The sequence below is a fragment of the Azonexus hydrophilus genome (assembly GCF_038368255.1).
Classification (GTDB): Bacteria; Pseudomonadota; Gammaproteobacteria; order Burkholderiales; family Rhodocyclaceae; genus Azonexus; species Azonexus hydrophilus.
The window spans coordinates 1,426,891-1,451,293 of sequence record NZ_CP151406.1; the positions used below are offsets into that span (position 1 = coordinate 1,426,891).

General features: G+C 64.2%; 22 protein-coding genes. 8 read left to right on the forward strand and 14 right to left on the reverse strand.

Features of this window, described 5'->3' with window-relative positions:
- Positions 1-5: 5 nt before the first annotated feature.
- Together AADV58_RS06895 and AADV58_RS06900 are read right to left on the reverse strand one after the other, a co-directional pair.
- Complete coding sequence (locus AADV58_RS06895) at positions 6-698, reverse strand: Crp/Fnr family transcriptional regulator (protein WP_043421690.1); 693 nt, start codon at positions 696-698, stop codon at positions 6-8.
- 69 nt (positions 699-767) lie between these two features.
- Positions 768-2,690 (reverse strand): sigma-54-dependent Fis family transcriptional regulator, encoded by a 1,923-nt coding sequence (locus AADV58_RS06900; protein ID WP_028996068.1) that lies wholly within the window; start codon positions 2,688-2,690, stop codon positions 768-770.
- A gap of 271 nt (positions 2,691-2,961) precedes the next feature.
- Between AADV58_RS06900 and exaC the strand changes: the two genes are divergently transcribed.
- The 3 genes from exaC (at position 2,962) to AADV58_RS06915 (ending at position 6,237) form a co-directional block, all read left to right on the forward strand.
- Positions 2,962-4,482, forward strand: a complete 1,521-nt coding sequence (exaC, locus tag AADV58_RS06905) for an acetaldehyde dehydrogenase ExaC (RefSeq protein ID WP_341744398.1) — start codon at positions 2,962-2,964, stop codon at positions 4,480-4,482.
- 80 nt (positions 4,483-4,562) lie between these two features.
- Positions 4,563-4,925, forward strand: coding sequence for a DUF779 domain-containing protein (locus AADV58_RS06910; protein ID WP_341744399.1), 363 nt, complete (start codon positions 4,563-4,565; stop codon positions 4,923-4,925).
- A 46-nt stretch (positions 4,926-4,971) separates the two neighbouring features.
- Entirely contained in the window at positions 4,972-6,237 is a 1,266-nt protein-coding gene (locus tag AADV58_RS06915; RefSeq protein ID WP_281985364.1) for an NYN domain-containing protein, read from the forward strand.
- On the opposite strand, the gene AADV58_RS06920 is transcribed toward AADV58_RS06915, so the two are convergent.
- The 12 genes from AADV58_RS06920 to tyrS form a co-directional block, all read right to left on the reverse strand.
- Positions 6,234-6,749: a hypothetical protein gene (locus tag AADV58_RS06920; protein WP_028996064.1), complete on the reverse strand. Its 516-nt coding sequence runs from the start codon at positions 6,747-6,749 to the stop codon at positions 6,234-6,236. The genes AADV58_RS06915 and AADV58_RS06920 overlap by 4 nt on opposite strands.
- 103 nt (positions 6,750-6,852) lie before the next feature.
- Positions 6,853-7,236 (reverse strand): aspartate 1-decarboxylase, encoded by a 384-nt coding sequence (gene panD, locus AADV58_RS06925; RefSeq protein WP_028996063.1) that lies wholly within the window; start codon positions 7,234-7,236, stop codon positions 6,853-6,855.
- An 82-nt stretch (positions 7,237-7,318) separates the two neighbouring features.
- Positions 7,319-8,653 carry an HlyD family type I secretion periplasmic adaptor subunit gene (locus AADV58_RS06930; protein WP_028996062.1) on the reverse strand — a complete coding sequence of 445 codons (1,335 nt, stop codon included), beginning with the start codon at positions 8,651-8,653 and terminating at the stop codon, positions 7,319-7,321.
- Positions 8,650-10,362, reverse strand: coding sequence for a type I secretion system permease/ATPase (locus tag AADV58_RS06935; protein ID WP_341744400.1), 1,713 nt, complete (start codon positions 10,360-10,362; stop codon positions 8,650-8,652). The genes AADV58_RS06930 and AADV58_RS06935 overlap by 4 nt, the downstream gene beginning before the upstream one ends.
- Positions 10,363-10,386: 24 nt before the next feature.
- Positions 10,387-11,628 (reverse strand): calcium-binding protein, encoded by a 1,242-nt coding sequence (locus AADV58_RS06940; RefSeq protein ID WP_341744401.1) that lies wholly within the window; start codon positions 11,626-11,628, stop codon positions 10,387-10,389.
- A gap of 109 nt (positions 11,629-11,737) precedes the next feature.
- A complete protein-coding gene (gene panC, locus AADV58_RS06945; RefSeq protein ID WP_341744402.1) occupies positions 11,738-12,562 on the reverse strand; it encodes a pantoate--beta-alanine ligase in 825 nt (274 codons plus the stop codon).
- A 4-nt stretch (positions 12,563-12,566) separates the two neighbouring features.
- Positions 12,567-13,385: a 3-methyl-2-oxobutanoate hydroxymethyltransferase gene (gene panB, locus AADV58_RS06950; RefSeq protein WP_341744403.1), complete on the reverse strand. Its 819-nt coding sequence runs from the start codon at positions 13,383-13,385 to the stop codon at positions 12,567-12,569.
- Between the two features lie 66 nt (positions 13,386-13,451).
- Positions 13,452-13,928 (reverse strand): 2-amino-4-hydroxy-6-hydroxymethyldihydropteridine diphosphokinase, encoded by a 477-nt coding sequence (folK, locus tag AADV58_RS06955; RefSeq protein ID WP_341744404.1) that lies wholly within the window; start codon positions 13,926-13,928, stop codon positions 13,452-13,454.
- A complete protein-coding gene (gene pcnB / locus AADV58_RS06960) occupies positions 13,925-15,265 on the reverse strand; it encodes a polynucleotide adenylyltransferase PcnB (protein WP_028996056.1) in 1,341 nt (446 codons plus the stop codon). The genes folK and pcnB overlap by 4 nt, the downstream gene beginning before the upstream one ends.
- A 47-nt stretch (positions 15,266-15,312) precedes the next feature.
- On the reverse strand, positions 15,313-15,981 hold the full coding sequence (locus AADV58_RS06965) for an HAD family hydrolase (RefSeq protein WP_341744405.1): 669 nt from the start codon (positions 15,979-15,981) through the stop codon (positions 15,313-15,315).
- On the reverse strand, positions 15,978-16,631 hold the full coding sequence (gene hda, locus AADV58_RS06970; RefSeq protein ID WP_341744406.1) for a DnaA regulatory inactivator Hda: 654 nt from the start codon (positions 16,629-16,631) through the stop codon (positions 15,978-15,980). Before hda ends, AADV58_RS06965 begins: the two co-directional genes overlap by 4 nt.
- A 7-nt stretch (positions 16,632-16,638) precedes the next feature.
- Positions 16,639-17,913 (reverse strand): tyrosine--tRNA ligase, encoded by a 1,275-nt coding sequence (gene tyrS, locus AADV58_RS06975; RefSeq protein ID WP_341744407.1) that lies wholly within the window; start codon positions 17,911-17,913, stop codon positions 16,639-16,641.
- A gap of 162 nt (positions 17,914-18,075) precedes the next feature.
- Here tyrS and purM point away from each other — a divergent pair, with 162 nt between their 5' ends.
- Genes purM through AADV58_RS07000 form a run of 5 tightly spaced genes read left to right on the forward strand, consistent with a single transcriptional unit; the run spans position 18,076 to position 24,403 of the window.
- Complete coding sequence (gene purM, locus AADV58_RS06980; RefSeq protein WP_028996052.1) at positions 18,076-19,116, forward strand: phosphoribosylformylglycinamidine cyclo-ligase; 1,041 nt, start codon at positions 18,076-18,078, stop codon at positions 19,114-19,116.
- Positions 19,088-19,642: a septal ring lytic transglycosylase RlpA family protein gene (locus tag AADV58_RS06985; RefSeq protein WP_341744408.1), complete on the forward strand. Its 555-nt coding sequence runs from the start codon at positions 19,088-19,090 to the stop codon at positions 19,640-19,642. The genes purM and AADV58_RS06985 overlap by 29 nt, the downstream gene beginning before the upstream one ends.
- Entirely contained in the window at positions 19,639-20,760 is a 1,122-nt protein-coding gene (locus AADV58_RS06990) for an efflux RND transporter periplasmic adaptor subunit (RefSeq protein WP_341744409.1), read from the forward strand. Before AADV58_RS06985 ends, AADV58_RS06990 begins: the two co-directional genes overlap by 4 nt.
- Positions 20,757-23,822, forward strand: a complete 3,066-nt coding sequence (locus AADV58_RS06995; protein ID WP_028996050.1) for an efflux RND transporter permease subunit — start codon at positions 20,757-20,759, stop codon at positions 23,820-23,822. The genes AADV58_RS06990 and AADV58_RS06995 overlap by 4 nt, the downstream gene beginning before the upstream one ends.
- Entirely contained in the window at positions 23,822-24,403 is a 582-nt protein-coding gene (locus AADV58_RS07000) for a YqaA family protein (protein WP_028996049.1), read from the forward strand. Before AADV58_RS06995 ends, AADV58_RS07000 begins: the two co-directional genes overlap by 1 nt.

The following is a 24,403-nucleotide window of genomic DNA, read 5'->3' on the forward strand; positions in this document are numbered from 1 at the left end:
TTTTGTCAGCCTCGACTTGCGCTGAGGCGTTTGGGGTCCGGGATTTCAATCTGCCGGCCGCGGACGACGATCAGGCCTTCCTCGACCAGTTCGTGCAGGATGCGGGAGAAGTGTTCCTGGGTCAGGTTGAGGCGCGAGGCGACGATGCCCTTGGTGGTGCTCAGGCTGACCGTGGCGGTCTGGCCTGGCGTGGTGCTGGCCGGAAGCTCGCGTAGCAGGTAGGTGATGATGCGTTCCTTGCCGGAATGCAGCGAGTTGGCTTCGAGGTCGGCCATCAACTGGTGCAGGCGGACGGCCATGCTGGCGAGCATCTTGCGCGCCAGTTTGGGGTCGCGGTCGAGTTCGGCGAAAACGGTTGCCTTGGCAATGTGGATCATCTGCGCATCGGCGAGTGCCTGGGCGTAGACGATGTAGGGCGTGTCCATGAACATGATCGCCTCGCCGAAAGTCTGGCCTGGCTGAATGATTTCGACGACTTTCTCGTTGCCCTGAGCCGAGGTGAAGGCGAGCTTGATCTGGCCGCTGAGCAGCAGGTGGAAACCGTGATTGGGGTCGCCCTTGTGGAACAGGATGTCGCCCTTGGCCGCCCGGACTTCGCGGGCGCCGGCGGCGATGCGGCCGACTTCTTCGACCGACATGCTGGAAAACAGCGGCAGGCGGCCGATCAGGTTGGCGATGTCGGGGAGGGAAGCAGTCATGGCAGGCTCGTCGGGACGGAGCGTCCGATCATGTCACCGCCATCGGCTGCGCACAATACCTCCTAATGCTTACTGCCCGGCGCCGGTTTTCAGCTTGCGGTACAGCGTCTGCCGGCTGATCCCGAGTTGCCGGGCGGCGGCGCTGAGATTGCCCTGGTGGTCGACGATGGCCTGCTGGATGGCGGCCAGCGACAGCGTGGCAAGATCCTGCGCCGGCAGCACGGTACTTGTCGTCGACGGCCGCTCCGTACCGGCCTGGAGCGCGGCCAGGATATCGTCCGGCAGGTGTTGCCAGTCGATGCGGGTATCGCCCGGGTCGAGCATGGCGCAGGCGGTGCGCAGCACGCTGGCCAGCTGGCGCAGGTTGCCCGGCCAGTGGTAGGCCGCCAGGCGCTGGCGCAGTCCCGGCGCAATGTCTACCGGCAGATCTGGGAAAAGTTCGGCCAGCAGCTTGTCGCACAGCGCCGCGAAATCGCTGCGCTCGCGCAGGGCGGGCAAATTCAGGCTGAGGCCGTTGATCCGGTAGTAGAGGTCGCTGCGGAAGCGGCCGCTGGCGCAGGCGGCCGGCAAGTCGCAATGGGTGGCGCAGATCAGGGCGAAATTGACCTTGACTGGGGTGCCGCCGCCGAGCGGCGTCACCTGGCGCTCCTGCAGGACGCGCAACAGGCGGGTCTGCATGGTCAGCGGCATGTCGCCGATTTCGTCGAGGAACAGGGTGCCGCCGTCGGCTTCGCGCAGGCGGCCGATGTAGCCTTCCTTGCGGGCGCCGGTGAAGGCACCGGAGACATAGCCGAACAGTTCGGCCTCGATCAGGTTTTCCGGCAGTGCGGCGCAATTGATGGCGACGAAGGGGCCATCGCGTTGCGGCGAGGATTCGTGCGCGGCGCGGGCGAACATCTCCTTGCCGACCCCGGATTCGCCGCCGATCAGCAGCGGAATGTCCTTGCCGACGATACGCCGGGCCTTGTCGGCGGCGGTGCGCCAGCGGCCGTCGCCGGTATCCAGCGCACTCAGCGCGTCGTCTTTCTTCGGTGCCGGCGTGGCCGGAACCGACAGGATGCGCGGCTCGTGTCCATCGAGCCGGGCGTACAGGCTCATCCCGTCGTGGCGACGCAGCGCCAGGCCTTGCCCGGAACGGCGGCGGGCCTGTTCGAGCAGGTCGGCCAGGCGCGTGTCGAGCGCACGAAACAGCGGTGTGGCGCCGATGTCGGCACTGGCCAGGCCGAGCATCTGTAGCGCATTGCGATTGGCGCCAACGATCCAGCCGTCCTCGGAGAGAGCAACGATACCCTCGGCGACCGTGCCGATGCCGGCCGGGTCCGGGTGGAGATGCAGGCGCAGGTGGCGCTGGCAGGCATCGACGACCAGGCGGTTCTCGATCATCCGCGCCGCAGTGTTGACCAGGCCGAGGGTGTGCGGATGACGGCTGCGCCGGTCGCCGGAAATGTCGAGGATGCCGAGCAGTTCGCCGGTTGCGGAGACGATGGGCGCGGCGGCACAGGTGAGAAAGGTGTTGCGCTCCAGGAAATGCTCGTCGCCGTGGATTTCGACCCCGGCCGCTTCGGCCAGCGCGGTGCCGATGGCATTGGTGCCGCGCTGGCGCTCGTCCCAGCAGGCGCCCGACATCAGGGCGACGCGCTCGGCCTTGCCGAGAAAGTCGGCATCGCCGAGGGTGTGCATGAGCACGCCCCGGTTGTCGGCGAGGATGACCATGCTGTGGCTGTGGCGCACCTGTTCGAACAGGTATTCCATGATCGGCCGCGAATGGCTGAGCAGTTCGTGATTGCGGCCCAGTGCCCGGCCTAGCTCCTTGCCGCTGAGATTGTCCGGGATGGCCAGACGGCCGGTCGGCGTCAGGCCGGCAGCCAGGCTGCGCCGCCATGAACGGGCCAGGCGCTCGTCGACGGCGGCATCGGTGAAGTCGCTGCCTTCGAGCAGCTTCAGGCGGGCTTGTCGCAACTGCGGGGCCGGCACGGGGGAATGAGTGCGCATCGTGTTTGTCTCCTCGCCCGTTCGTCGCCGGACTTTATCGGGAGTATAGGGGGCCGGGCCGGGCATGCAAGCCCTGGCGAACGAATTGCCGGACACTGTTCCAGAATGTGACAGTTGTTTCCTTGTGCGACGTTCCAGTCGTCGCCTGGCTGCTGGTCGATTTCTGGAAATTCTTTTTGAATCAATGATGTGTTGTTCTGGCACGGCCCTTGATATGGGTTGCTGGCCATCAGGCAACTGATTCACTCATTCGTAAAAGACAGGAGACAAGATGATCTACGCAGCCCCCGGCGCCGCTGGCGCAAAAATCGCCTACAAGGCCAAGTACGACAACTTCATCAACGGCCAATGGACCGCCCCGGTCAAAGGCCAGTACTTCGACGTGGTGACCCCGGTCAATGGCAAGGTCTATACCCAGGTTGCCCGCTCCACCGCCGAAGACATCGAGCTGGCGCTCGACGCCGCCCACGCCGCCTTCCCGAAGTGGGGCAAGACCGATGCCGCGACCCGCTCGAACATCCTGCTCAAGATCGCCGACCGCCTCGAACAGAACCTCGAACTGCTCGCCTACGCCGAGACCGTCGACAACGGCAAGCCGATCCGCGAAACGCTGAACGCCGACATCCCGCTGGCCGTCGACCACTTCCGTTACTTCGCCGGCTGCCTGCGCTCGCAGGAAGGCGGCATCTCGGAAATCGACGAGAACACCATGGCCTACCACATTCATGAGCCGCTCGGCGTCGTCGGTCAGATCATCCCCTGGAACTTCCCCATCCTGATGGCCGCCTGGAAGCTGGCCCCGGCGCTCGGCGCCGGCAACTGCGTGGTCTTGAAGCCGGCCGAATCGACGCCGATCTCGATCCTGATCCTGGTCGACCTGATCGCCGACCTGCTGCCGCCGGGCGTGCTCAACATCGTCAATGGTCTGGGTCGTGAAGCCGGCATGCCGCTGGCCACCTCCAAGCGCATCGCCAAGATCGCCTTCACCGGCTCCACCGCCACCGGCCGCGTCATCGCCCAGGCTGCCGCCAACAACCTGATCCCGGCGACGCTGGAACTGGGCGGCAAGTCGCCCAACATCTTCTTCGCCGACGTCATGGACAAGGACGACGGCTTCCTCGACAAGGCGATCGAAGGCCTGGTCCTGTTCGCCTTCAACCAGGGCGAAGTGTGCACCTGCCCGAGCCGCGCGCTGATCCAGGAATCGATCTACGATGCCTTCATAGAGCGCTGCCTGAAGCGCGTCGCCGCGATCAAGCAGGGTTCGCCGCTCGACACCGAGACGATGATGGGCGCGCAGGCCTCGCAGATCCAGATGGACAAGATCGAGTCCTACCTCAAGCTGGGCAAGGAAGAGGGCGCCCAGGTGCTGATCGGTGGTGAGCGCGCCCACCTCGGCGGCGACATCGAAGGCGGCTACTACATCCAGCCGACGCTGTTCAAGGGCCACAACAAGATGCGCATCTTCCAGGAAGAAATCTTCGGGCCGGTGCTCGCGGTGACCACCTTCAAGGACGAAGCCGAAGCCCTGGCGATCGCCAACGACACGCTCTACGGCCTCGGTGCCGGCGTCTGGAGCCGCAACGGCAACGTCGCCTACCGCATGGGCCGCGCCATCCAGGCCGGTCGCGTATGGACCAACTGCTACCACGCCTACCCGGCGCACGCCGCCTTTGGCGGCTACAAGGAATCGGGCATCGGTCGCGAAACGCACAAGGTCATGCTTGATCATTACCAGCAGACCAAGAATCTGCTCGTCTCCTACGCCGAGCAGAAGCTGGGTTTCTTCTAAGCGGATTTCTTCTCCGACTCTGCGTGCCCTTGTGGGCTTTGACGGGGGCCGATGGCCCCCGTATTTTTTTGGAGGATGACATGGTCGAACGCGTTATTGCCACACCCGCCGCCCTGGCCCTGATCGAGCATTTGCAGCACACGCACGGGCCGGCGTTGTTCTTCTACCAGTCGGGCGGCTGCTGCGACAACAGCAGCCCGAATTGCTACCTCGACGGCGAACTGACGCTGGGGGCCCAGGACATCCGGCTCGGCGAGATCGGCGGCGTGCCGTTCTACATCAGTGCCGCGCAGTACGAGTACTGGCAGCACACCCAGCTGATCATCGATGCCGTGCCGGGGCAGGGCGGAACGTTTTCGCTCGAATGCGGTAGCGGGCAATGTTTCATCACCCGTTCCCGGCTGTTCACCGACGAGGAAACGGCGGATTTGCGGAGCGGCTGAGCGTGCTGGCGGTATACTGCGGCCTTCATCAAAACGGATCGACTCCATGGCCGCCAACGACACCGCCAGCATGGCGCTTTTCTGCGACTTCGAGAACATTGCGCTGGGCGTACGCGACGCGCAATACGAGAAATTCGACATCCGCCCGGTGCTGGAGCGTCTGCTCGCCAAGGGCAGCATCGTGGTCAAGAAGGCCTACTGCGATTGGGATCGTTACAAGAGCTTCAAGGCCGCCATGCACGAGGCCAATTTCGAGCTGATCGAAATTCCCCATGTGCGCCAGTCGGGCAAGAATTCGGCCGACATCCGCATGGTCGTCGATGCCCTCGACCTGTGCTACACCAAGTCGCACGTCGATACCTTCGTGATCATTTCCGGCGATTCCGACTTCTCGCCGCTGGTCTCCAAGCTGCGCGAGAACGCCAAGAAGGTCATCGGCGTCGGCGTCAAGCAATCCTGCTCCGACCTGCTGGTCACCAATTGCGACGAATTCATCTATTACGACGATCTGGTCCGCGACCGCGAGGCACAGCGTGGCGGGCAGCGACGCGAACGCGAGAAGCGTTCGCCGGAAGAGGAAGCCAAGCGGCGCGAGAAGATGGAAGAGCGCAAGGCCAAGGCGGTCGATCTGGTCTGTGCCACCTTTTCCGACCTCATGGCCGATCGCGGCGAAGCCGAACGCATCTGGGCTTCGGTGCTCAAGGAAGTGGTCAAGCGGCGCAATCCCGGCTTCAGCGAGAGCTATTACGGCTACCGAACCTTCGGCAACCTGCTCGAAGAGGCGGCTAGCCGTGGCCTGCTGCTGGTCGGGCGCGACGACAAGTCCGGCACCTACGTGACGCGTGCACGGCCGCAGGATAGCGAGCCGGTCGTCGCCGACGCAGCGCCTGAAGTGCAACTGGAAGCTCCGGAAACGCCGGCTGCCGGCGAAACGGAAGCTGTCGCGGCACCTGTCGAGGAAAAATCGGGCGGTCGTCGTCGCGGTGGCCGGCGTACGCGCAAGGATAGCCGGCCGGAAGAGCCAGCGCAGGTGTCCGTTGAGACCGTTTCGCCAGTGGCCGAGCCTGTCTCGTCCGAGCCGCCTCAGCCAGCGCCGGTGGTGATCGCTGAAACCACGGACAAGCCCAAGCGCGGCGCTCGACGCCCGCGCAAGGCGGCCGAGGCCGTCGTCGAAACGACGGAAGCGCCGGCGGCGACGCCGCTCGAAACAGTCGCCGCGGCGGAAGAGAAGAAGCCGGCCAGAAAAACGACGCGCAGCCGCAAGCCGAAAAAGGCCGATGGCGCCAAGAAGTCCGACGAATCGGCCGGCTAGATCACTTTCAGCAACATCGTCCGCAGTTCCTCGGCCCGTCGGCGACCCTCACGGGTCTGCACGACGGCATGGAACCAGGGATCGAACTGCAACCGCAACTCCTCATGCGTTTGGGCGGCGAAGGCGGCTTCGACGATGTGCAGGTGGGCGAACGGGCCGCAGAAGGTCTTCAAGGTGTTCTGGATGAAGTTGCGCGCCTGCTCCATATCCTTGGAATTGGCCGGTTGCGGTGCTGGACGGAAGGCCGTGATCGACGGTAGCGGTTCGGCTGGTGCAGGTTGGGTGGCGCCGGTTGCGGCATCCTTGACGGCACCGATTTCGATGAAGCCGGATTCCTCAAGCAGTCCCAATGTGTGCTGGAGGTCGTCGGCCTGCAGCATCTCCCGCAATTCATCGACGGTACGTTTGCCGTCGACCATGATCAGTACTCGTCGCTGACGCGGGGTCAGCCCGCCGGACTTGGCGGTGAGCTCTTCATGCCCTTTCTGTGTCTTGGCGAATACCACGCCCATGTTTGTCTCCGTTGGTTTTTTTAAAAATAGTGCAACGGATTGTACAGAAAAAGAAAAGCCCGCCAAGAGGCGGGCTTCGTCATCGACGGTGCAGGTCGTCAGTTCAGGCGGCGGCCTGAACCGGAATCTTGTGGCCGCGACGGACGATACGGTTCTGCGAATCGACGTAGATCAGGTCCGGCTCGTGGCGGGCCAGTTCAACCTCGGTATAGGCGGCGAAGGTGGCAATGATCAGGATGTCACCCGGTGCGGCGCGGCGGGCAGCCGAGCCATTGACCGAGATCACGCCTGAACCGCGTTCGGCACGAATCGCGTAGGTGGTGAAACGCTCGCCGTTGTTGACGTTCCAGATGTCGATCTGCTCGTATTCCTTGATATTGGCGGCTTCCAGCAGATCTTCATCGATCGCGCAGGAGCCTTCGTAATGCAGGTCGGCGTGGGTTGCCGTCACGCGATGCAGCTTGGATTTCAACATGGTTCTCTGCATGGTTTTTCACTCATCCAGAAAGTTGGGGGAAGCGAATTTTAACGGCATTGGACTCGCTGTCAACGATCTTTTTCGAGTGAAATCAGTCCTCGCGGAATGTTCTGGCCAGCGCATTGCTGATCGGTTGGGCGAGATACTGGAGTAGCGTGCGTTCACCGGTGTTGATGATGACTTCGGCGGGAATGCCGGGTTGTATCCGCAGATTCAAACGCTTCAGGTGTTGCAGGCCTTCGGCGGTCAGATGGATGTGACTGGTGAAGTAGGGGGTACCGGTCATCTCGTCGATCAGGCGGTCGCCGGCCAGGTGCACCAGGCGCCCTTCGACCACCGGTGTGGTGGTGGCCTTGAAGCCGGTGAAACGGATGTCGGCGAGCTGGTCGATGCGTACGCTGTCGACGTCGGCCGGTGAAATACGCGCCTCGATCACCAGATCGGCGCCGGCCGGGACGATATCGAGAATATGGGTGCCGGGCTGCAGCACGGCGCCGGGTGAATTGGTGCGCAGGCCGATCACCTGGCCAGCCACCGGGGCCCGTATGCTGGCACGCTTGACGCGATCTTCCAGCGACATCGATTTTTTCAGCAACTCGTCGAGTTTCTTCTGGGTTTCGGTCAGTGCATCGATGTCGGCAGTGCGGAATTCGGCCTTGCGGAAGTCGATGAGCAGTCGGGTTTCCCGTTGCTGGACGCGAAGGTTGGCGATGTTGGCATCGTTTTCGGCAATATCGCCGCGCAATTCGGAAATCTGTCGATCGATCTGGCTGAGTTTGTGCCGGCTGATGAAATTGCCAGCGACCAGTCGTTGCAAGTCGCTGAGTTCGGATTGCAGGGACTGCAGTATTTCCTGTTTGCGGGCATTGATCTGCTGCAAGCCGGCAATCTGGGATTCGGATTGCTGGATGCGCCCCTGCAAGACCTTGATCTCGCCCTGGCGGGATCCCTTGCGTGCCTGGAAGAGTGCGCTTTCACTGTCGATGAATTGGGCGAGATGCGGGATCTCGCCGGCGAAATCGTCGGGAAAGACAATTGCCGGTAAACCGTCACGCTCGGCTTTCAGCCTGGCCTCGGTGGCGCGCAGGGCATGCACCTGGCTGTCGCCGACTTCCATGTCGGCCTGGAATTGCGTCTGGTCGAGCGTGATCAGCAATTGCCCCGGCTCGACATGCTGTCCCTCGCGGACATGAATCTCGCGAACGATACCGCCTTCAAGATGCTGGATGCTTTTGCGTTCAAGTTCGACCTTGACCACGCCGGCGGCAACCACGGCGCTGGCAATCGGGGCGAAAAAGGCCCAGCCGCCGAAGAGAACGAAGGCCGACAGGATGACGCCCAGGCCGATCCGGCGCGCCCGCCCCGTGTCGACAATGGCCGCCAGTTCGTCAGATACGGGGGGCAGTTCGGTGCCGACGGGGTTCATGCCCAGGCCTCCTTGATCTGTCGAACCGGCGCCAGTTTGTTCAGTTCGGCGAGTACGCGGTCGCGGGGGCCGAACATCGACAGGCTGCCATCGGCCAGCACCAGCAGTTTGTCGGTGGCGGAAAGAATCCGGGTCTTGTGGGTGATCAGGAACACGGTCGAGGCGTTTTCCCGAAGGATATCCAGCGTTTCCAGAAGCGCCTCTTCGCCGACGTGATCGAGGTTGGCGTTGGGTTCGTCGAGGACGATCAGGCACGGCCGGCCGTAAATTGCCCTGGCAATGCCCAGGCGCTGGCGCTGGCCGCCGGAAAGCTTGCTGCCGCCGTTGCCCAGTTGCGTATCGTAGCCTTGCGGAAGGCGCAGGATCATGTCGTGGATGCCGGCGTCGCGTGCTGCCTGGACGACCTTCTCCGGATCGGCCGGACCGAATCGGGCAATATTGTCGCTGACGCTGCCTTCGAACAGTTCGATGTCCTGGGGCAGATAGCCGATGTGACTGCCCAGCTCATCCTTGTTCCAGCCGTGGATTTCGGCACCGTCCAGTCTGACGCTACCTTTGACGCAGGGCCAGATGCCGAGGAGGGCACGGGCCAGCGTCGACTTGCCGGCGGCGCTGGGGCCGATCACGCCGACGATGGTCCCCGGGGCGCAGTGGAAGGAAACATCGCTGAGCAAGGGGCTGTTGCCGCCGGGTGCAGTCACGACGATGTCTTCGACGCGCACTTCGCCGCGCGGCGTCGGCAGTGTCATCCGGGTTTCTGGGGCGGGATCGGCCTGCAGACTGGCGTTCAGTCGCTGGTATTGTTCGCGGGCGGTGGCAAATTGCTTCCAGCTGCCAAGCATCTGATCGATCGGGGCCAGGGCGCGGCCAAGCAGGATCGAGCCGGCGATCATCATGCCCGGCGATATTTCCTGACGAATGGCCAGATAGGCGCCCAGGCCGAGGATCAGTGACTGGATGATGATGCGCAGGCTTTTCGAGACGGCGGTCAGGATCGACGAAATTTCCGCGGCGGCGTTCTGCTTGACCAGAGCACCCCGGCTTTCCGATAGCCAGCGCTGGCGGAGCCGGGACAGCATGCCCATGGCGCTCATGACTTCGCTGTTGCGCAGCACTTGCGTGAGCATCCGGCCGGCCTCGTGGTAAGCCTGTTCGGCCGCCTTCTGGTGCTGGCCGGTCAGGCGTTCGTTGGCCAGGGTGATGCCGAGTAGGAGCAGGGCGCTGAGCAGGCCGATCAAACCGATCCACGGATGGAAGGCAAACATCACCAGCAGATAGACGGGTACCCAGGGCGTATCGAAAAAGGCAAACAGGCCGTGCGATGAGACGAACTGGCGTATGCCCTTGAGATCCTGCAGCGGTTGCGTGCCTGCGGCCATGCCGGCGGAGAGCCAGGCCTGACGGTAACCGACATCGAACAGCAAGGGGGCAAGCTGCAGGTCGAGACGATTGCTGACCCGGCGCATGATGTCCTGGCGTGCCCATTCGAGCACCCCCATGGCGATCAGGAAAACCAGCATCAGCAGGGTCAGCATGTACAGCGTCGGCATGCTGGCGCCGACGACTACCCGGTCATAGACCTGCAGCATGTAGATGGCCGGAACGAGCATGGCAATGTTGATGCACATGCTGAACAGGCCCACGTTGATGAAGCTGTCCCGGCAGGCGCGCAGGGACAGCCGTATCGTCTGATGCGGAACGGTCAGCATCGAATGCGGGCCGGGCGCCGGGGCTTACTGGAAGCAGGGGATGGAATAGACATCGTCGACGAAATTGAGATCGACGATGTCCGCTTCCGGGGTATCCGCGACGAACTTGATTTCCTCGAACCACCAGGCCGTCATCTTGTTGCCGTTGCTGATGTCGGTGATGTCCGTGTAGCCGCCGTACTTGTTCTTCTGGACGATGAACTGGCTGGCGTCACCGACCAGGGTCAGTGTGTCGTTGCCGCAACCGCCATCGACCACGGTCTTGTTGGCAAAACTGCCAAGGATCAGTTGATCGTCGCCCGAACCCATGTGAATGAGCTTCTTGTTGGTCCCGACATAGACCGTGTCGTTGCCACAGGAGGCATCGAGGTAGCCTTCATTCACGCCAATCCAGGCCTGGTCGTGGCCGGCGCCGAGTTGAACGGTGTCGATGCTGCCGAGAACCACCAGCTTGTCGTCCCCCCAGCCGAGCGAGGCGTGTTTCAGGTTGCCGGCGACATGAATGCTGTCATTGTTCGATCCCCCATTGATCGAGCAGGTGACGTTACCGGCGACGTACACCTGATCGTTGCCATTGCCCAGGCTGGCGTAGCGCAGGTCGCCCTCGACCACGATGCGGTCATTGCCGCTGCCGGTGTGCAGGTTGTCGGCGTTACCCTCGGCGAGGATGACGTTGTCGCCGTCGTGCAGGCAAGCCGTCTTCAGGTCGCCACCGGCGCGGACGTAATCCTTGCCGCTGTAGCCGATGATGGTGTCGATGTTCTTTTCAACCACGGTACAGTTGTCGCCGTGGCCGAGGTTGGCGTGCCTCAGGTCGCCGCCGACCAGCAGTTTGTCATTGTTCTTGCCGGTGAATACGCAATCGGCGTTGCCGCCGACAGTGATCTGGTTATTGCCGTCGCCGAGGTGGGCGTAGCGGAGGTTGCCGCCGACAGTGACGATGTCGTCGCCAGCCCCGCAGGCCGCATTGACATGATCGAGATTGCCGCCAACTTCCAGTTGGTCGTTGCCGGCGCCAAGATCAACGTGGCGGGCGTTGCCCATGATGTTGACCGTGTCGTCGCCGCGGCCGGCGTTCACATGGTCGACATTGCCGCCAATGGTGATGCTGTCATTGCCGTCGCCGGTGTCGATGCTACGGACGTGCCCGGAAATCTTGAAGACATCGTTGCCCTTGCCGAGGCTGACATTACGGATATCCCCGGTGATGTCGTAAGTGGCGTTGATCGAGCGGTCGTGAATATCGGTTCTGGAATTGCTGCTCATGGTTTGCTCCTGGATTATGGCGCGCTTCACCGCAGGCTGCGGCTAGTGAAGTGGCATATTCTAAATGCAAACCGGTGCTTCGTGTATACCGTCGGTATATGTTATTGGATTAGATTTCCAGGTTGTCGATCAGCCGGGTCTTGCCCAGGCGGCTGGCGGCAAGGATCACCAGCGCCTGCTTGTCGTCGCCAGTCGGGGACAGGTCGTGCTGGCGACGGATGGCGATGTAATCGGTGGTCCAGCCCTTGGCATTCAGTTCGGCGATGGCGGCTTGTTCCAATGCCGCGAAATCGCGGTTGCCATTGCGGATGGCGTCACGGATTTCGTTGAGCAGCCGGTACAGGCGCGGTGCTTCGGCGCGTTCGTCGGCGCTCAGGTAGCCGTTGCGCGAGGACAGCGCCAGGCCGTCGTCGGCGCGCACGGTTTCGCCGCCGATGATGTCGATCGGCAGCAGCAGTTGCCGGGTCATGTTGCGGATGACCATCAACTGCTGGTAATCCTTCTTGCCGAACAAGGCCGCCTGCGGCTGGACGCAGTTGAACAGCTTGGTGACGACGGTGGCAACGCCGCGAAAATGGCCGGGGCGGAACTCGCCGTCGAGGATGTTCTGGATGCCCGGCGGTTCGACGAAGTATTCCTGCGGCTCGGGGTAGAGGTCGGCTTCGGTCGGCGCGAACAGGACGTCGACGCCGGCGGCGGTGAGCTTGTCGCAGTCGGCCTGGAAGGTGCGCGGGTACTTGTCGAAATCCTCGTTTGGGCCGAATTGCAGGCGATTGACGAAGATCGACGCGACCACGGTGTCACCGTGCGCACGCGCCTGTTCCATCAGGCTGATGTGGCCGGCGTGCAGGTTGCCCATGGTCGGCACGAAAACGATGCGGCCACGCTTGGCCAGCGCGCCGCGCAGGTCGGCGATGCGGGAATGGATGTGCATGATCTCAGGCAGCGTAGGTGTGTTCCGGGCCGGGGTAGCTGCCGTCCTTGACGGCGGCGACGGCGCGGCTGGCAGCGTCGTGCAGGCTGCTGGCGCCGTCCATGAAATTGCGGACAAACTTGGCCTTCTTGCCCGGCGGGATGTCGAAAGCGTCGTGCAGCACCATGACCTGGCCCGAGCAATCCTTGCCGGCACCGATGCCGATGGTGATGATGTGCAGCGCAGCCGTGACTTCGGCGGCAAGCACGGCGGGAATGGCTTCGAGTACGATCATCGTGGCGCCGGCATGCTGTACTGCGACGGCGTCGTCGAGCAGCTTGCGGGCGGCGCTGTCGCCTTTACCCTGGACCTTGTAGCCGCCGAGCGCATGCACCGACTGCGGCGTCAGGCCAACGTGGGCGCAGACCGGGATGCCGCGGCTGACCAGGAACTGGATGGTCGGGGCCATCTCGGCGCCGCCTTCGAGCTTGACCATCTGGGCGCCGGCGGCCATCAGCGTGACGGCGTTGCGGAAGGCCGCTTCCGGCGATTCCTGGAAACTGCCGAACGGCATGTCGGCAATGATGAAGGCGCGTTCGGCACCGCGCTTGACGGCGGCGGTGTGGTAGGCGACGTCGGCGACGGTGACCGGCAGCGTGGTGTCGTGGCCCTGGATGACGTTGCCGAGCGAATCGCCGATCAGCAGGCAGTCGACGCCGGCGCCGTCGAGCAGGCGGGCGAAGCTGGCGTCGTAGCAGGTGAACATGGCGACCTTCTCGCCGGCGGCGTAGAGCTTGGCGAGGTCGGCCTGGGTCAGGCGGCGGGTGATGCTTTGAGCAGACATGGGCGTCCCGTGGCGTTGTTGACGGCGCCAAGGATACACAGCGGCGCCGAAGTGGCAAGGGTTAAATCAAAGGCGGCAGATACCCTGGTTGGCAACCGCCGGCAGCCAGGCGGCCAGACAGCCGCGACCGGGGATGGCCAGGTCCGGTGCCAGGTCGGCCAGCGGTTGCAGGACGAAGGCGCGCAGGTGCAGGCGCGGGTGCGGCAGCGTCAGGCGCGGCGTCGCCAGCGTCAGGTCGTCGTAGAGCAGGATGTCGAGGTCGAGCGTGCGCGGGCCGTTACGTTCGGCACGGACGCGCCCGAAGGCTTGTTCGATGCCGAGCAGCGCGTCGAGCAGGGCTTCCGGCGCCAGCGTCGTGTCGATCAGGGCGGCGGCATTGACGAATTCCGGCTGGTCGGCGATGCCGACCGGCACCGTGCGGTAAAGCGCCGATTTCGCCAGCAGACGGCTTTGCGGCAACTGGTCGAGCGCGGCAAAAGCGGCGTTGACGGTGGCCGCCGGGTCGCCAAGATTGGCGCCCAGGGCAATATAGGCGAGACTCATGCGTCGCTGGCTTGGGGCGTGGCGTTGGCTGGTTTTTTCCGGCGCCGGCGCTTTTTCTTGTCGCCGGCGGCTTCCGGCAGCAGCATTTCGGCGCGCTTGTCACCTTCGGCGTTCTGGAAGCGCGTCCACCATTCGACCAGTTCCATGTCGATTTCGCCGGCCTGCGCGCGCAGCAGCAGGAAGTCGTAACCGGCGCGGAAGCGTGGCTGTTCGAGCAGCGCGTAGGGGCGCTTGCCGGCGCGCTGTTCGAAACGCGGTTGCAGCGCCCAGATGTCCTTGATGTCGCCGGCAATGCGGCGGGTGATGGCGAGTTTTTCGCCCTGCACGTCGAGGACCGTGTCCATGGCCTGGAACAGCGCCGGAATCTTGGCTTCGCCCTTGGCCTTCATCTTGTCCCAGTGCGCCAGCACTTCGTGCCAGAGCAGGGTGGCGAACAGGAAGCCGGGCGAGGTGCCCTTGCCGCGACGGACGCGTTCGTCGGTGCTGGCCAGCGCCAGCATGACGAACTTCTCGCCGAGCGGTTGTTCGAGAATGACGTCGAGCAGCGGCAGCAGGCCGTGGTGCAGGCCCTCGTCGCGCAGTTGCGTGATGCACTTGACCGAGTGGCCCGAGGTCAGCAGCTTGAGCATCTCGTCAAACAGGCGGGCGGCAGGAACGTTTTCCAGCAGTTCGGCCATCTCGCGGATCGGCTTTTTCGCCTCCGGGTCGATCGACAGGCCGAGCTTGGCCGCCAGGCGCACGGCGCGCAGCATGCGCACCGGGTCCTCGCGGTAGCGGGCGCGCGGTTCGCCGATCATGCGCAGTGTCCTGGCCTTGAGGTCGCCGACGCCGTGGTGGTAGTCGATGACGGTTTCGGTCGTCGGGTCGTAATACAGCGCGTTGGCGGTGAAGTCGCGGCGGGCGGCGTCTTCCGCCTGCGAGCCGAAGACGTTGTCGTGCAGCACGCGGCCGTGTTCGTCCTTCTTCGTCGTCTCGTCGAGCGTGCCGCGGAAGGTGGTCACTTCGATCACTTCCTGACCCATCATCACATGGACGATCTGGAAGCGGCGGCCGATGATGCGCGAGCGGCGGAAGCAGCGGCGAACTTCTTCCGGCGTGGCATTGGTGGCGACGTCGAAATCCTTGGGGTCGGCGCCGATCAGCAGATCGCGCACGGCGCCGCCGACGACGTAGGCCTTGAAGCCTTCGGCCTGCAGCGTTTCGCAGGTGCGCCGGCTGCCGCTGGACAGGCGGTCGCGGGTGATGCCGTGGCTGGAGACGGGAATCACGGCCGGCTCATGCCGGTTGCCCTTGTTCTTGTTGCCGCGGAAGACGCGGGAAATGAGTTTGCGGATCACGGGTGCCTGAGGGTCAAGCGCATGCTGCGCTGCGAAAAGCGGGAATTTTACCGCAATGTGATGATTTTCCAGCCCATTTCAGTGGCGTGATGACACAGTTTGTCATCCGGGTCGACGGCGACCGGGGTGCGGACGTGCTTCATCAGCGGCAGATCATTGTGTGAATCGCTGTAGAAATAGCTGTTGTCGAAGCTGCCCCACCACAGGCCGTGCGCTTCCAGCCACTGCTCGACGCGGACGATCTTGCCGCTCTGGAACGACGGTGTCCCGGTCGAGGTGCCGAAGAAAGCGCCGTCCTTGACGTCGACCGCCGGAATCGTGCCGATCAGGTGATGGATGCCGAATTCGCGGGCAATCGGGCCGGTGACGAAACTGTTGGTGGCGGTGACGATCACGCACAGGTCGCCGGCATCGAGGTGGCTGCGCACCAGCGCCCGCGCCTTGTCGCCGATCAGCGGGCGGATGTGGCGGTCCATGTACTCGCGGTGCCAGGCGTCGAGTTCGGCGCGCGGGTGGCGGGTCAGCGGCGCCAGCTGGAATTCGAGGAAGGCGTCGATGTCGAGCGTGCCGGCCTTGTAGTGCTCGTAGAACTCGACGTTCTTGGCTTCCTGGACTTCGCGGTCGACGACGCCCTTGGAAATCAGGAATTGCGCCCATTCGAAGTCGGAATCGCCGGCGAGCAGGGTGTTGTCGAGATCAAAAAGGGCGAGGTTCATGCGGTGGCTTCCTGGGTGAGTAGTTCGCGCAGCAACGGCAGGGTCACCGCGCGCTTGTGTTCTAGGGTGTAGCGGTCGAGGGCGACGATCAGCGCCGACAGCGCGCGCATGTTGCGCGGCGCGTGGCGCATCAGGTAGTCGATGGCTTCGGGCGTCAGCTTGAGCGCCCGTTCCCTGGCCTGGGCGGCCAGCGCGGCGGCCTTTTCGGCGTCGGACAGCGGCTGTAGCCGGTAGATCAGGCCGGCACCGAGGCGGGTACGCAGATCCTCGCGCAGCGCCAGATGCGACGGCGGTTGGCCGGCGGCGGTGAGCAGGCGTTCACCGCTGGCACGGAGCTGGTTGAACAGCGCGAACAGGGCGATCTGGCCGCTTGCGTCGAGCGCCTCGACATTGTCCACGGCCAGCGGGCCGTCGGCGGTGACGCCGTCGAGGCCGGGATTGGCAGCGGCGTCGATGTAGTTGAAGCCGCAGGCCAGCAGCAGGTGGGTCTTGCCGCAACCGGCCTCACCGTGCAGGCAGAAGGCGGTCGCCTCCAGCGCGCCGGCCAGCCAGCCGGTCAGCGCCGCCACCGTCTCGTCGTTGCCGCCGGCAACGAAGTTGTCCAGCGACGGCGGACTTTCCGGCAGCAGGTCGAGGGTCAGCTGGCGCATCGTCGACTTATTGCCAGCGCAGCATCGCGTACTGCTTCTTGCCCCGGCGCAGGATGGTGAAGCGGCCGTAGAGGCGGTCGTCGCCGGCGAGGCGGTGGTCGAGCGACTCGGTCTTGGTGCCGTTGATCGTCACGCTGCCACCCTGGATGAAGGTGCGCGCTTCCGACTTCGACTTGGCCAGGCCGCTCGCCGCCAGCGCGTCGATCAGGCTGTCGGCGGCGCTGTCGAGCGTGATGCCGGGCATGCCGTCCTGCGCCAGTTGTTCGAGGTCGTTCTCGGTCAGATCGGCCAGTTGGCCGGAGAACAGGCATTCGGTGATGCGCCGCGCCGCCATCAATGCCACTTCGCCGTGCACCAGGCGGGTCGCTTCCTCGGCCAGGATGCGCTGGGCTTCGGGCTTGCCGCCGCTCGCCTTGTCCGCCGCCTCGATCTCGTTGATGCGCGCCACCGGCAGGAAAGTGAAGAACTTCAGGAACTTGTAGACGTCGGCGTCGGCCGTGTTCAGCCAGAACTGGTAGAAGGCGTAGGGCGAGGTCTTCTTCGGGTCGAGCCAGACGGCGCCGGATTCGGTCTTGCCGAACTTGGTGCCGTCGGCCTTGGTGATCAGCGGCACGGTCATGCCGTAAACCTGGGTATGGTGCAGGCGGCGGGTCAGGTCGGTGCCGGCGGTGATGTTTCCCCACTGGTCGGAACCGCCGACCTGCAGCTTGCACTGGTGGCGCTTGTAGAGTTCGGCGAAGTCGTAGCCCTGCAGCAGGCTGTAGGAAAACTCGGTGTAGGAAATCCCCTGGTCTTCGCGTACCAGCCGCTGCTGCACCGATTCCTTCTTGATCATGGCGTTGACCGAGAAGTGCTTGCCGATGTCGCGCAGGAATTCCAGGCAGTTCATGGCGCCGAACCAGTCGTGGTTGTTCGCCATCAGCGCCGCGTTGTCGCCTTCGAAACTGAGGAAGGGCTCGACCTGACCGCGAATCTTGCCGACCCAGGAAGCGATCACGTCCGGCGTGTTGAGCTTGCGCTCGGTGGCCTTGAAGCTGGGGTCGCCGATCATGCCAGTGGCGCCGCCGACCAGCGCGATCGGCCGATGCCCGGCCTGCTGGAAGCGCTTGAGGATGAGCACCGGCACCAGATGGCCGAGATGCAGGCTGTCGGCGGTCGGATCGAAGCCGCAATACAGCGTGATCTTTTCCTCCTGCAGCATTTTGTCGAGCGTTTCCGCGTCGGTGAGCTGGGCGATCAGACCGCGCTCATGCAGATCCTGAAGCAGGGGGGACTGGTACATCGATGAAATCTCCACGGGATGGGCGCCATGCCGGGCGCCGGAAAGACGGACCCGCGATTTTAGCAGAGCTGGCGCCATGGGTTAGGGGCTCGGCCGGCTTTCGGGTAAAATCGCGGTTTTTTCCAGCGGCCCATGGGCTGCTTCCGGCGAGCTTTCAAGATCATGACCCAGAATACCTCCCTCTCCTACCGTGATGCCGGTGTCGACATCGATGCCGGCGATGCCCTCGTCGAGCGCATCAAGCCCCTGGCCAAGAAGACGCTGCGCGACGGCGTGCTCGGCGGCATTGGCGGCTTCGGCGCCCTGTTCGAAGTGCCCAAGCGTTACAAGGAGCCGGTGCTGGTGTCCGGGACCGACGGTGTCGGTACCAAGCTGAAGCTGGCGTTTGACCTTAATCGTCACGACACCGTCGGCCAGGATCTGGTCGCGATGAGCGTCAATGACATTCTGGTGCTTGGCGCCGAATCGCTGTTCTTCCTCGATTACTTTGCCTGCGGCAAGCTCGATGTCGATACCGCCGCTGCCGTCGTCGGCGGCATCGCCAAGGGCTGCGAACTGGCCGGTTGCGCGCTGATCGGTGGCGAAACCGCCGAAATGCCGGGCATGTACCCGGCCGGCGAATACGATCTCGCCGGTTTCGCGGTCGGCGTCGTTGAAAAATCCAAGGCCATCGACGGCAAGTCGATTGCCCCGGGCGACGTGGTGCTCGGCCTGGCGTCTTCCGGCGCCCACTCCAACGGCTACTCGCTGGTGCGCAAGATCATCGACCGTTCCAAGCCGGACATGAACGCGCCGTTCGACGGCGATCGTTCGCTGGCCGACGTGGTCATGGCGCCGACCCGCATCTACGTCAAGCAGGTGCTGGCGACGATGGAAAAGGTCGCGATCAAGGGCATGGCCCACATCACCGGTGGCGGCCTGCTCGAAAACGTGCCGCGCGTGCTCCCGGAAAACACCGTCGCCGAACTGGAAAAGGCCGCCTGGCCGCGTCCCAAGCTGTTTGACTGGATGCAGGCCGAAGGCAATGTCGCCGAGAGCGAGATGCACCGCACCTTCAACTGCGGTATCGGCCTGGTCGTTGTCGTCGCTGCGGCCGACGCCGATGCGGCGATGGCCGAGCTGAAGGCGCAGGGCGAAGCGGTTTACCGCATCGGCACGATCCGGGCCCGTCAGGGTGACGAGGCGCAGACCGTCGTCATCTGATCTTGTCAGGCGGGTCGCGGCGCTCTGCTGCGGCCTGGGCCTGACCCTGGCGGCGGTTGCCGAGGCGCCGTCGCCGGTCGCCGTGGTCGAAGGGCTGGCCAGTTACTACGGCAGCAAGTTCCATGGCCGCAAGACGGCCAGCGGTGAGGTTTTCGACAAGACCGTCTTCAGCGCCGCCAGCAACCGCTTCCCGCTCGGCAGCCACGTTGCCGTGCTGCGTCCGTCCAATGGCCTGTGCGTCGTGGTCCGCATCAATGACCGCATGCATCGCCGGCATCGGACGCGGGTCATCGATATTTCGAAATCTGCCGCCGATTACCTGGAAATGCTCCAGGCCGGTGTCGTCAAGGTCAAGGTTGCCTTGCTCGACGAGTCCCTGCAGGCCCGCGGCCATCTCGCCTGCGCCGACGCCTTCGCTTCTCCCGCAAGGGAAAACGCTGCCACGGTCGGTACCGGGGGCGATGTTGGGTACAATTCGTCTGGAATGATCAATCTCGGGCCAAGCCCAGGAATCTCCCCACCATGAACAAGATGAAACGTCGTGGCGTTCTTGCGCTTTCCTTTGCCGGTCTGCTGGGACTTGGTTTCTATGCCTGGTCGGCCAACCGCAGCGAAGCGCCGGCGCCCGCGCCTGGCCAAAAGGCCGCCGCACCGGCAGCTCAGGCGGCACCGGCACGGCCGGTGGCGGTCGAGGTCGCCACCGTGCTGGCGGTCGATTTTGCCGACGACACCACTGCAGTCGGCACGCTGAAGGCTGCCGAATCGGTCGTGCTGCGTCCGGAAGTCAGCGGGCGCATCACCCGGATCGGCTTTCGCGATGGTGCGCTGGTCAACAAGGGTGATCTGCTGATCGCCTTCGATGCCACCATTCCCGACGCCGAACTGGCGCAAGCCCAGGCCAATCGCGACCTGGCGCTGGCCAGCTTCAAGCGCAACCAGGAATTGCTGGAAAAGAAATTCATCAGCCCGCAGGCGCTCGATGCTTCGGCAGCGACGTTGAAGGTGCAGGAAGCGGCGGTCCAACTGGCGGCGGCCAAGGCAGCGAAGATGCGCATCCAGGCGCCGTTCCGCGGCATCGTCGGGTTGCGCGATGTGAGCGTCGGCAGCTACATCAAGGAAGGCGAGGCGCTGGTCAATATCGAGGACGTCAGCAGCCTGCGCGTCGATTTCCGTCTGGCTGAAACCTGGCTGGAGCGGGTCAAGGCTGGGCAGTCGCTGGAGCTGGGCAGCGATGCGCTGCCCGGGCAGCGATTCGTCGCCAAGGTCGAGGCCATCGATCCGCAGATCGACCCGAACGGTCGCTCGATCGCCGTGCGTGCGCGGCTGGACAATGCCGCCGGCCAGTTGCGCCCGGGCATGTTCGTCCGTCTGCGGCTGGCCTTCGGCGAGCGCAAGGGTGTGCTGATGGTGCCGGAAGAAGCCATCATGCCGGGCGCCAAGCCGGCCGTGTTCAAGGTGGTCGATGGCAAGGCCGAGCGGGTCGTGGTCCGTACCGGCATCCGCCGCGATGCCCAGGTCGAGATTGTCGACGGACTGGCGGCGGGCGATGTCGTGGTCAGTGCTGGCCAGCTGAAGCTGCGCCCGGGGGCGCCGGTGACGGTACCGGGAGCGAAGGCGCCTGAAGGCGCCCAGGGCAAGCCATGAGAATTTCGGAAATCTGCATCGAACGGCCGGTCTTCGCGACCGTGCTGTCGCTGGTCGTGATGCTGATCGGTATCGTTTCCTACGATCGCCTGTCGGTGCGCGAGTACCCGAAGATCGACGAGCCGGTGGTCACGGTGACCAGCGATTACCGCGGTGCCTCGGCCGACATCATCGAGTCGCAGGTGACCAAGCCGCTTGAGGATTCGCTGGCCGGTATCGAAGGCGTCGAGGTGATCACCTCGATCTCGCGGGCCGAACGCAGCCAGATTTCGGTGCGCTTCAAGCTCGAACGCGAGCCGGATTCGGCCGCTGCCGACGTCCGCGACCGCGTTTCCCGGGTGCGCAACCGCCTGCCCGACGAAGTCGACGAGCCGGTCATCGCCAAGGTCGAGGCCGACGCCAACCCGATCATCTGGCTGGCGTTCTCGTCCGAGAAACATTCGCCGCTGGAAGTCACCGACGTCGCCAACCGTATCGTCAAGCCCAAGTTGCAGACGCTGACCGGTGCTGCCGATGTGCGTGTTTTCGGCGAGCGCAAGTTCGCCATGCGCATCTGGCTGGACAAGCAGCGGCTGGCGGCCTATCGGCTGACGCCGGCCGATGTTGAGGATGCTTTGCGCCGGCAGAATGTCGAAGTGCCGGCCGGGCGTATCGAGAGCGTCGAGCGCGAGTTTTCCGTGGTATCGACCACCGACCTGCGCACGCCTGAAGAATTCAGCGCGGTCATCCTGCGCAATGTCGATGGTTACCCGGTGCGTATCGGCGATGTCGCGCGGGTCGAGATCGGCGCTGCCGCCGAACGGACTTCGGTGCGCTTCAAGGGGCGCTCGGCGGTGTCGCTGGGCGTGATCAAGCAGGCCACGGCCAACCCGCTCGAACTGTCGAAGGCCCTGCGCGCCGAACTGCCGCGTATCACCGAAGAGCTGCCCGAGGGCATGCGCGTCGATATTTCCTACGATTCGTCGGTGTTCATCGACCGCTCGATCAAGTCGGTGTTCACCACCATCGCCGAAGCCATCGTGCTGGTGCTGGCGATCATCTTCTTCTTCCTGCGCAACCTGCGGGCGACGCTGATTCCGCTGGTCACCATCCCGGTCTCGCTGATCGGTGCCTTCGCCATCATGTTCGTGCTTGGCTTCACCATCAACACGCTGACGCTGCTGGCGCTGGTGCTGGCCATCGGCCTGGTCGTCGACGACGCCATCGTGATGCTGGAGAACATCTACCGCCACATCGAGGAAGGCATGTCGCGGCGCGAGGCGGCGTTCAAGGGGGCGAAGGAAATCGGCTTTGCCGTGGTCGCGATGACGTTGACGCTGGCCGCCGTGTACGCGCCGGTCGCGTTCATGACCGGGCGCACCGGCAAGCTGTTCATCGAGTTCGCGCTGACCCTGGCCGGCGCCGTGCTGGTGTCCGGTTTCGTTGCGCTGACGCTGTCGCCGATGATGTGCTCGGTGCTGCTCAAGCACGAGGAAAAGCATTCGAAGGGCTTCATGCTGATCGAGTCCTTCCTCAACTGGCTCAACACCGGCTATCGTCGCGTGCTGACGCAGGCGCTGGCCCATCGCTGGATCGTCTTCGTCGCTTTCGTCGCCGTCGCCGTCGCCTGCGGCGTCCTGCTCAAGGCGCTGAAATCCGAACTGGCGCCGATCGAGGATCGCGGCGTGATCATCGGCGTGTTCAACGGGCCGGATGGCGCCACGCTGGACTACACCGAGAAGTACGCGCAGCAACTGGAAAACATCTACAGCCAGACCCGGGATATCGAGCGCTATTTCGTCGTTTCCGGCAACCCGACCGTGAACCAGGGCATTTCCTTCGTCGGCCTGAGCGACTGGAGCGAGCGCTCGCGCAGTTCGTCCGACATCGCCAAGGAACTGTTCCCCAAGTTCGCCGCCGTGCCCGGCGTCATGGCTTTCCCGGTGACGCCGCCGTCGCTCGGCCAGAGTCCGCGCGAGCGGCCGATCAATTTCGTCATCGTCACCTCGGCGCCTTATGAGGAACTGCAGCAGGTGACCCAGCAATTCCTCGGCGAACTGGCGAAGAATCCGGGGCTGACCAACGTCGATACCGACCTCAAGCTGAACAAGCCGGAGCTGTCGGTGGTGGTGCGGCGCGACAAGGCGGCCGACGTGGGCGTACCGGTCGAGACCATCGGCCGGACGCTGGAAACCTTCCTCGGTGGCCGCCAGGTGACCCGCTTCAAGCGCGACGGCGAGCAGTACGACGTGATCGTCCAGGTCGCCGACAGCGACCGCCGGTCGCCCGACGACATCCGCGACATCTACGTGCGCGGCGGCGATGGCAGCATGATTTCGCTCGACAACCTGCTCGACGTCCAGGAAACCGTGGCGCCCCGGGAGCTCAACCACTTCGGCCAGCGCCGGGCGGTGACCATCACCGCCAACCTGGCGCCGGGCTACACCATGGGTGAGGCGCTGACCTACATGGACGGGGTCGCCGGGCAGATGCTCAAACCGGGCTACGCCGTCGATTACAACGGGCAGACGCGCGAGTTCCGCCAGTCGTCGGCGTCGCTGGCGATCACTTTCGTGCTGGCGCTGGCTTTCATCTACCTGGTCCTGGCGGCGCAGTTCGAGAGTTTCCGCGATCCGCTGATCATCATGCTAACCGTGCCGCTGTCGATGGCCGGCGCGCTGTTCGCGCTCTGGGCGACCGACGGCACGCTCAATGTTTACAGCCAGATCGGCCTGGTCACGCTGGTCGGCCTGATTACCAAGCACGGCATCCTGATCGTCGAATTCGCCAACCAGCTGCAGGAAAAGGGCCGGGAACTGCGCGAAGCGGTGATCGAAGCCGCCGAACTGCGCTTGCGTCCGATCCTGATGACTACCGGGGCCATGGTCCTCGGCGCCGTGCCGCTGGCGCTGGCCACCGGCGCCGGGGCCGAATCGCGTCAGCAGATCGGTTGGGTCATCGTCGGCGGTCTGCTGCTCGGTACCTTCCTGACGCTGTTCGTGGTGCCGGCGGTCTATACCCTGCTGGCCACCCGGATCCAGCCGCATCCTGCTGAAACCCCGCTTTCCGAAGAAGCTCATTGATGAAACTCTTTTCTCCCCTCTATCGCCGGGCCATGGACTGGTCGCGTCATCCACGCGCGCCCTGGTATCTGGGCGGTCTGAGTTTTGCCGAATCGTCCTTTTTTCCGGTGCCGCCCGATGTCATGCTGGCGCCGATGGCGCTGGCCAACCCGCCGCGCTGGTGGCGGCTGGCGCTGATCACCACCTTGGCATCGGTGCTTGGCGGTCTGGCCGGCTACCTGATCGGTTATTTCGCCCTCGATGCGATCCAGCCCTGGCTGCAGGAAAGCCGTTACTGGCCGGCTTACCAGACGGCGGTCGAGTGGTTCGGGAAATGGGGCTTCTGGGCGGTCTTCGTCGCTGGCTTCTCGCCCATTCCCTACAAGGTATTCACCATCGCCGCTGGTGCCTTGTCGATGGCGCTGTTGCCGTTTACGCTGGCTTCCATCGTCGGCCGCGGCCTGCGCTTTTTCCTGGTTGCCGGCCTGATGGCCTGGGGTGGGGCACGGATGGAGGAAGCACTGCATCGCTATATCGACAGGCTGGGCTGGGCAGTGGTGCTTGTCGTGGTGATCGTGGGCTTGTGGATCGGCCTGCGCTGA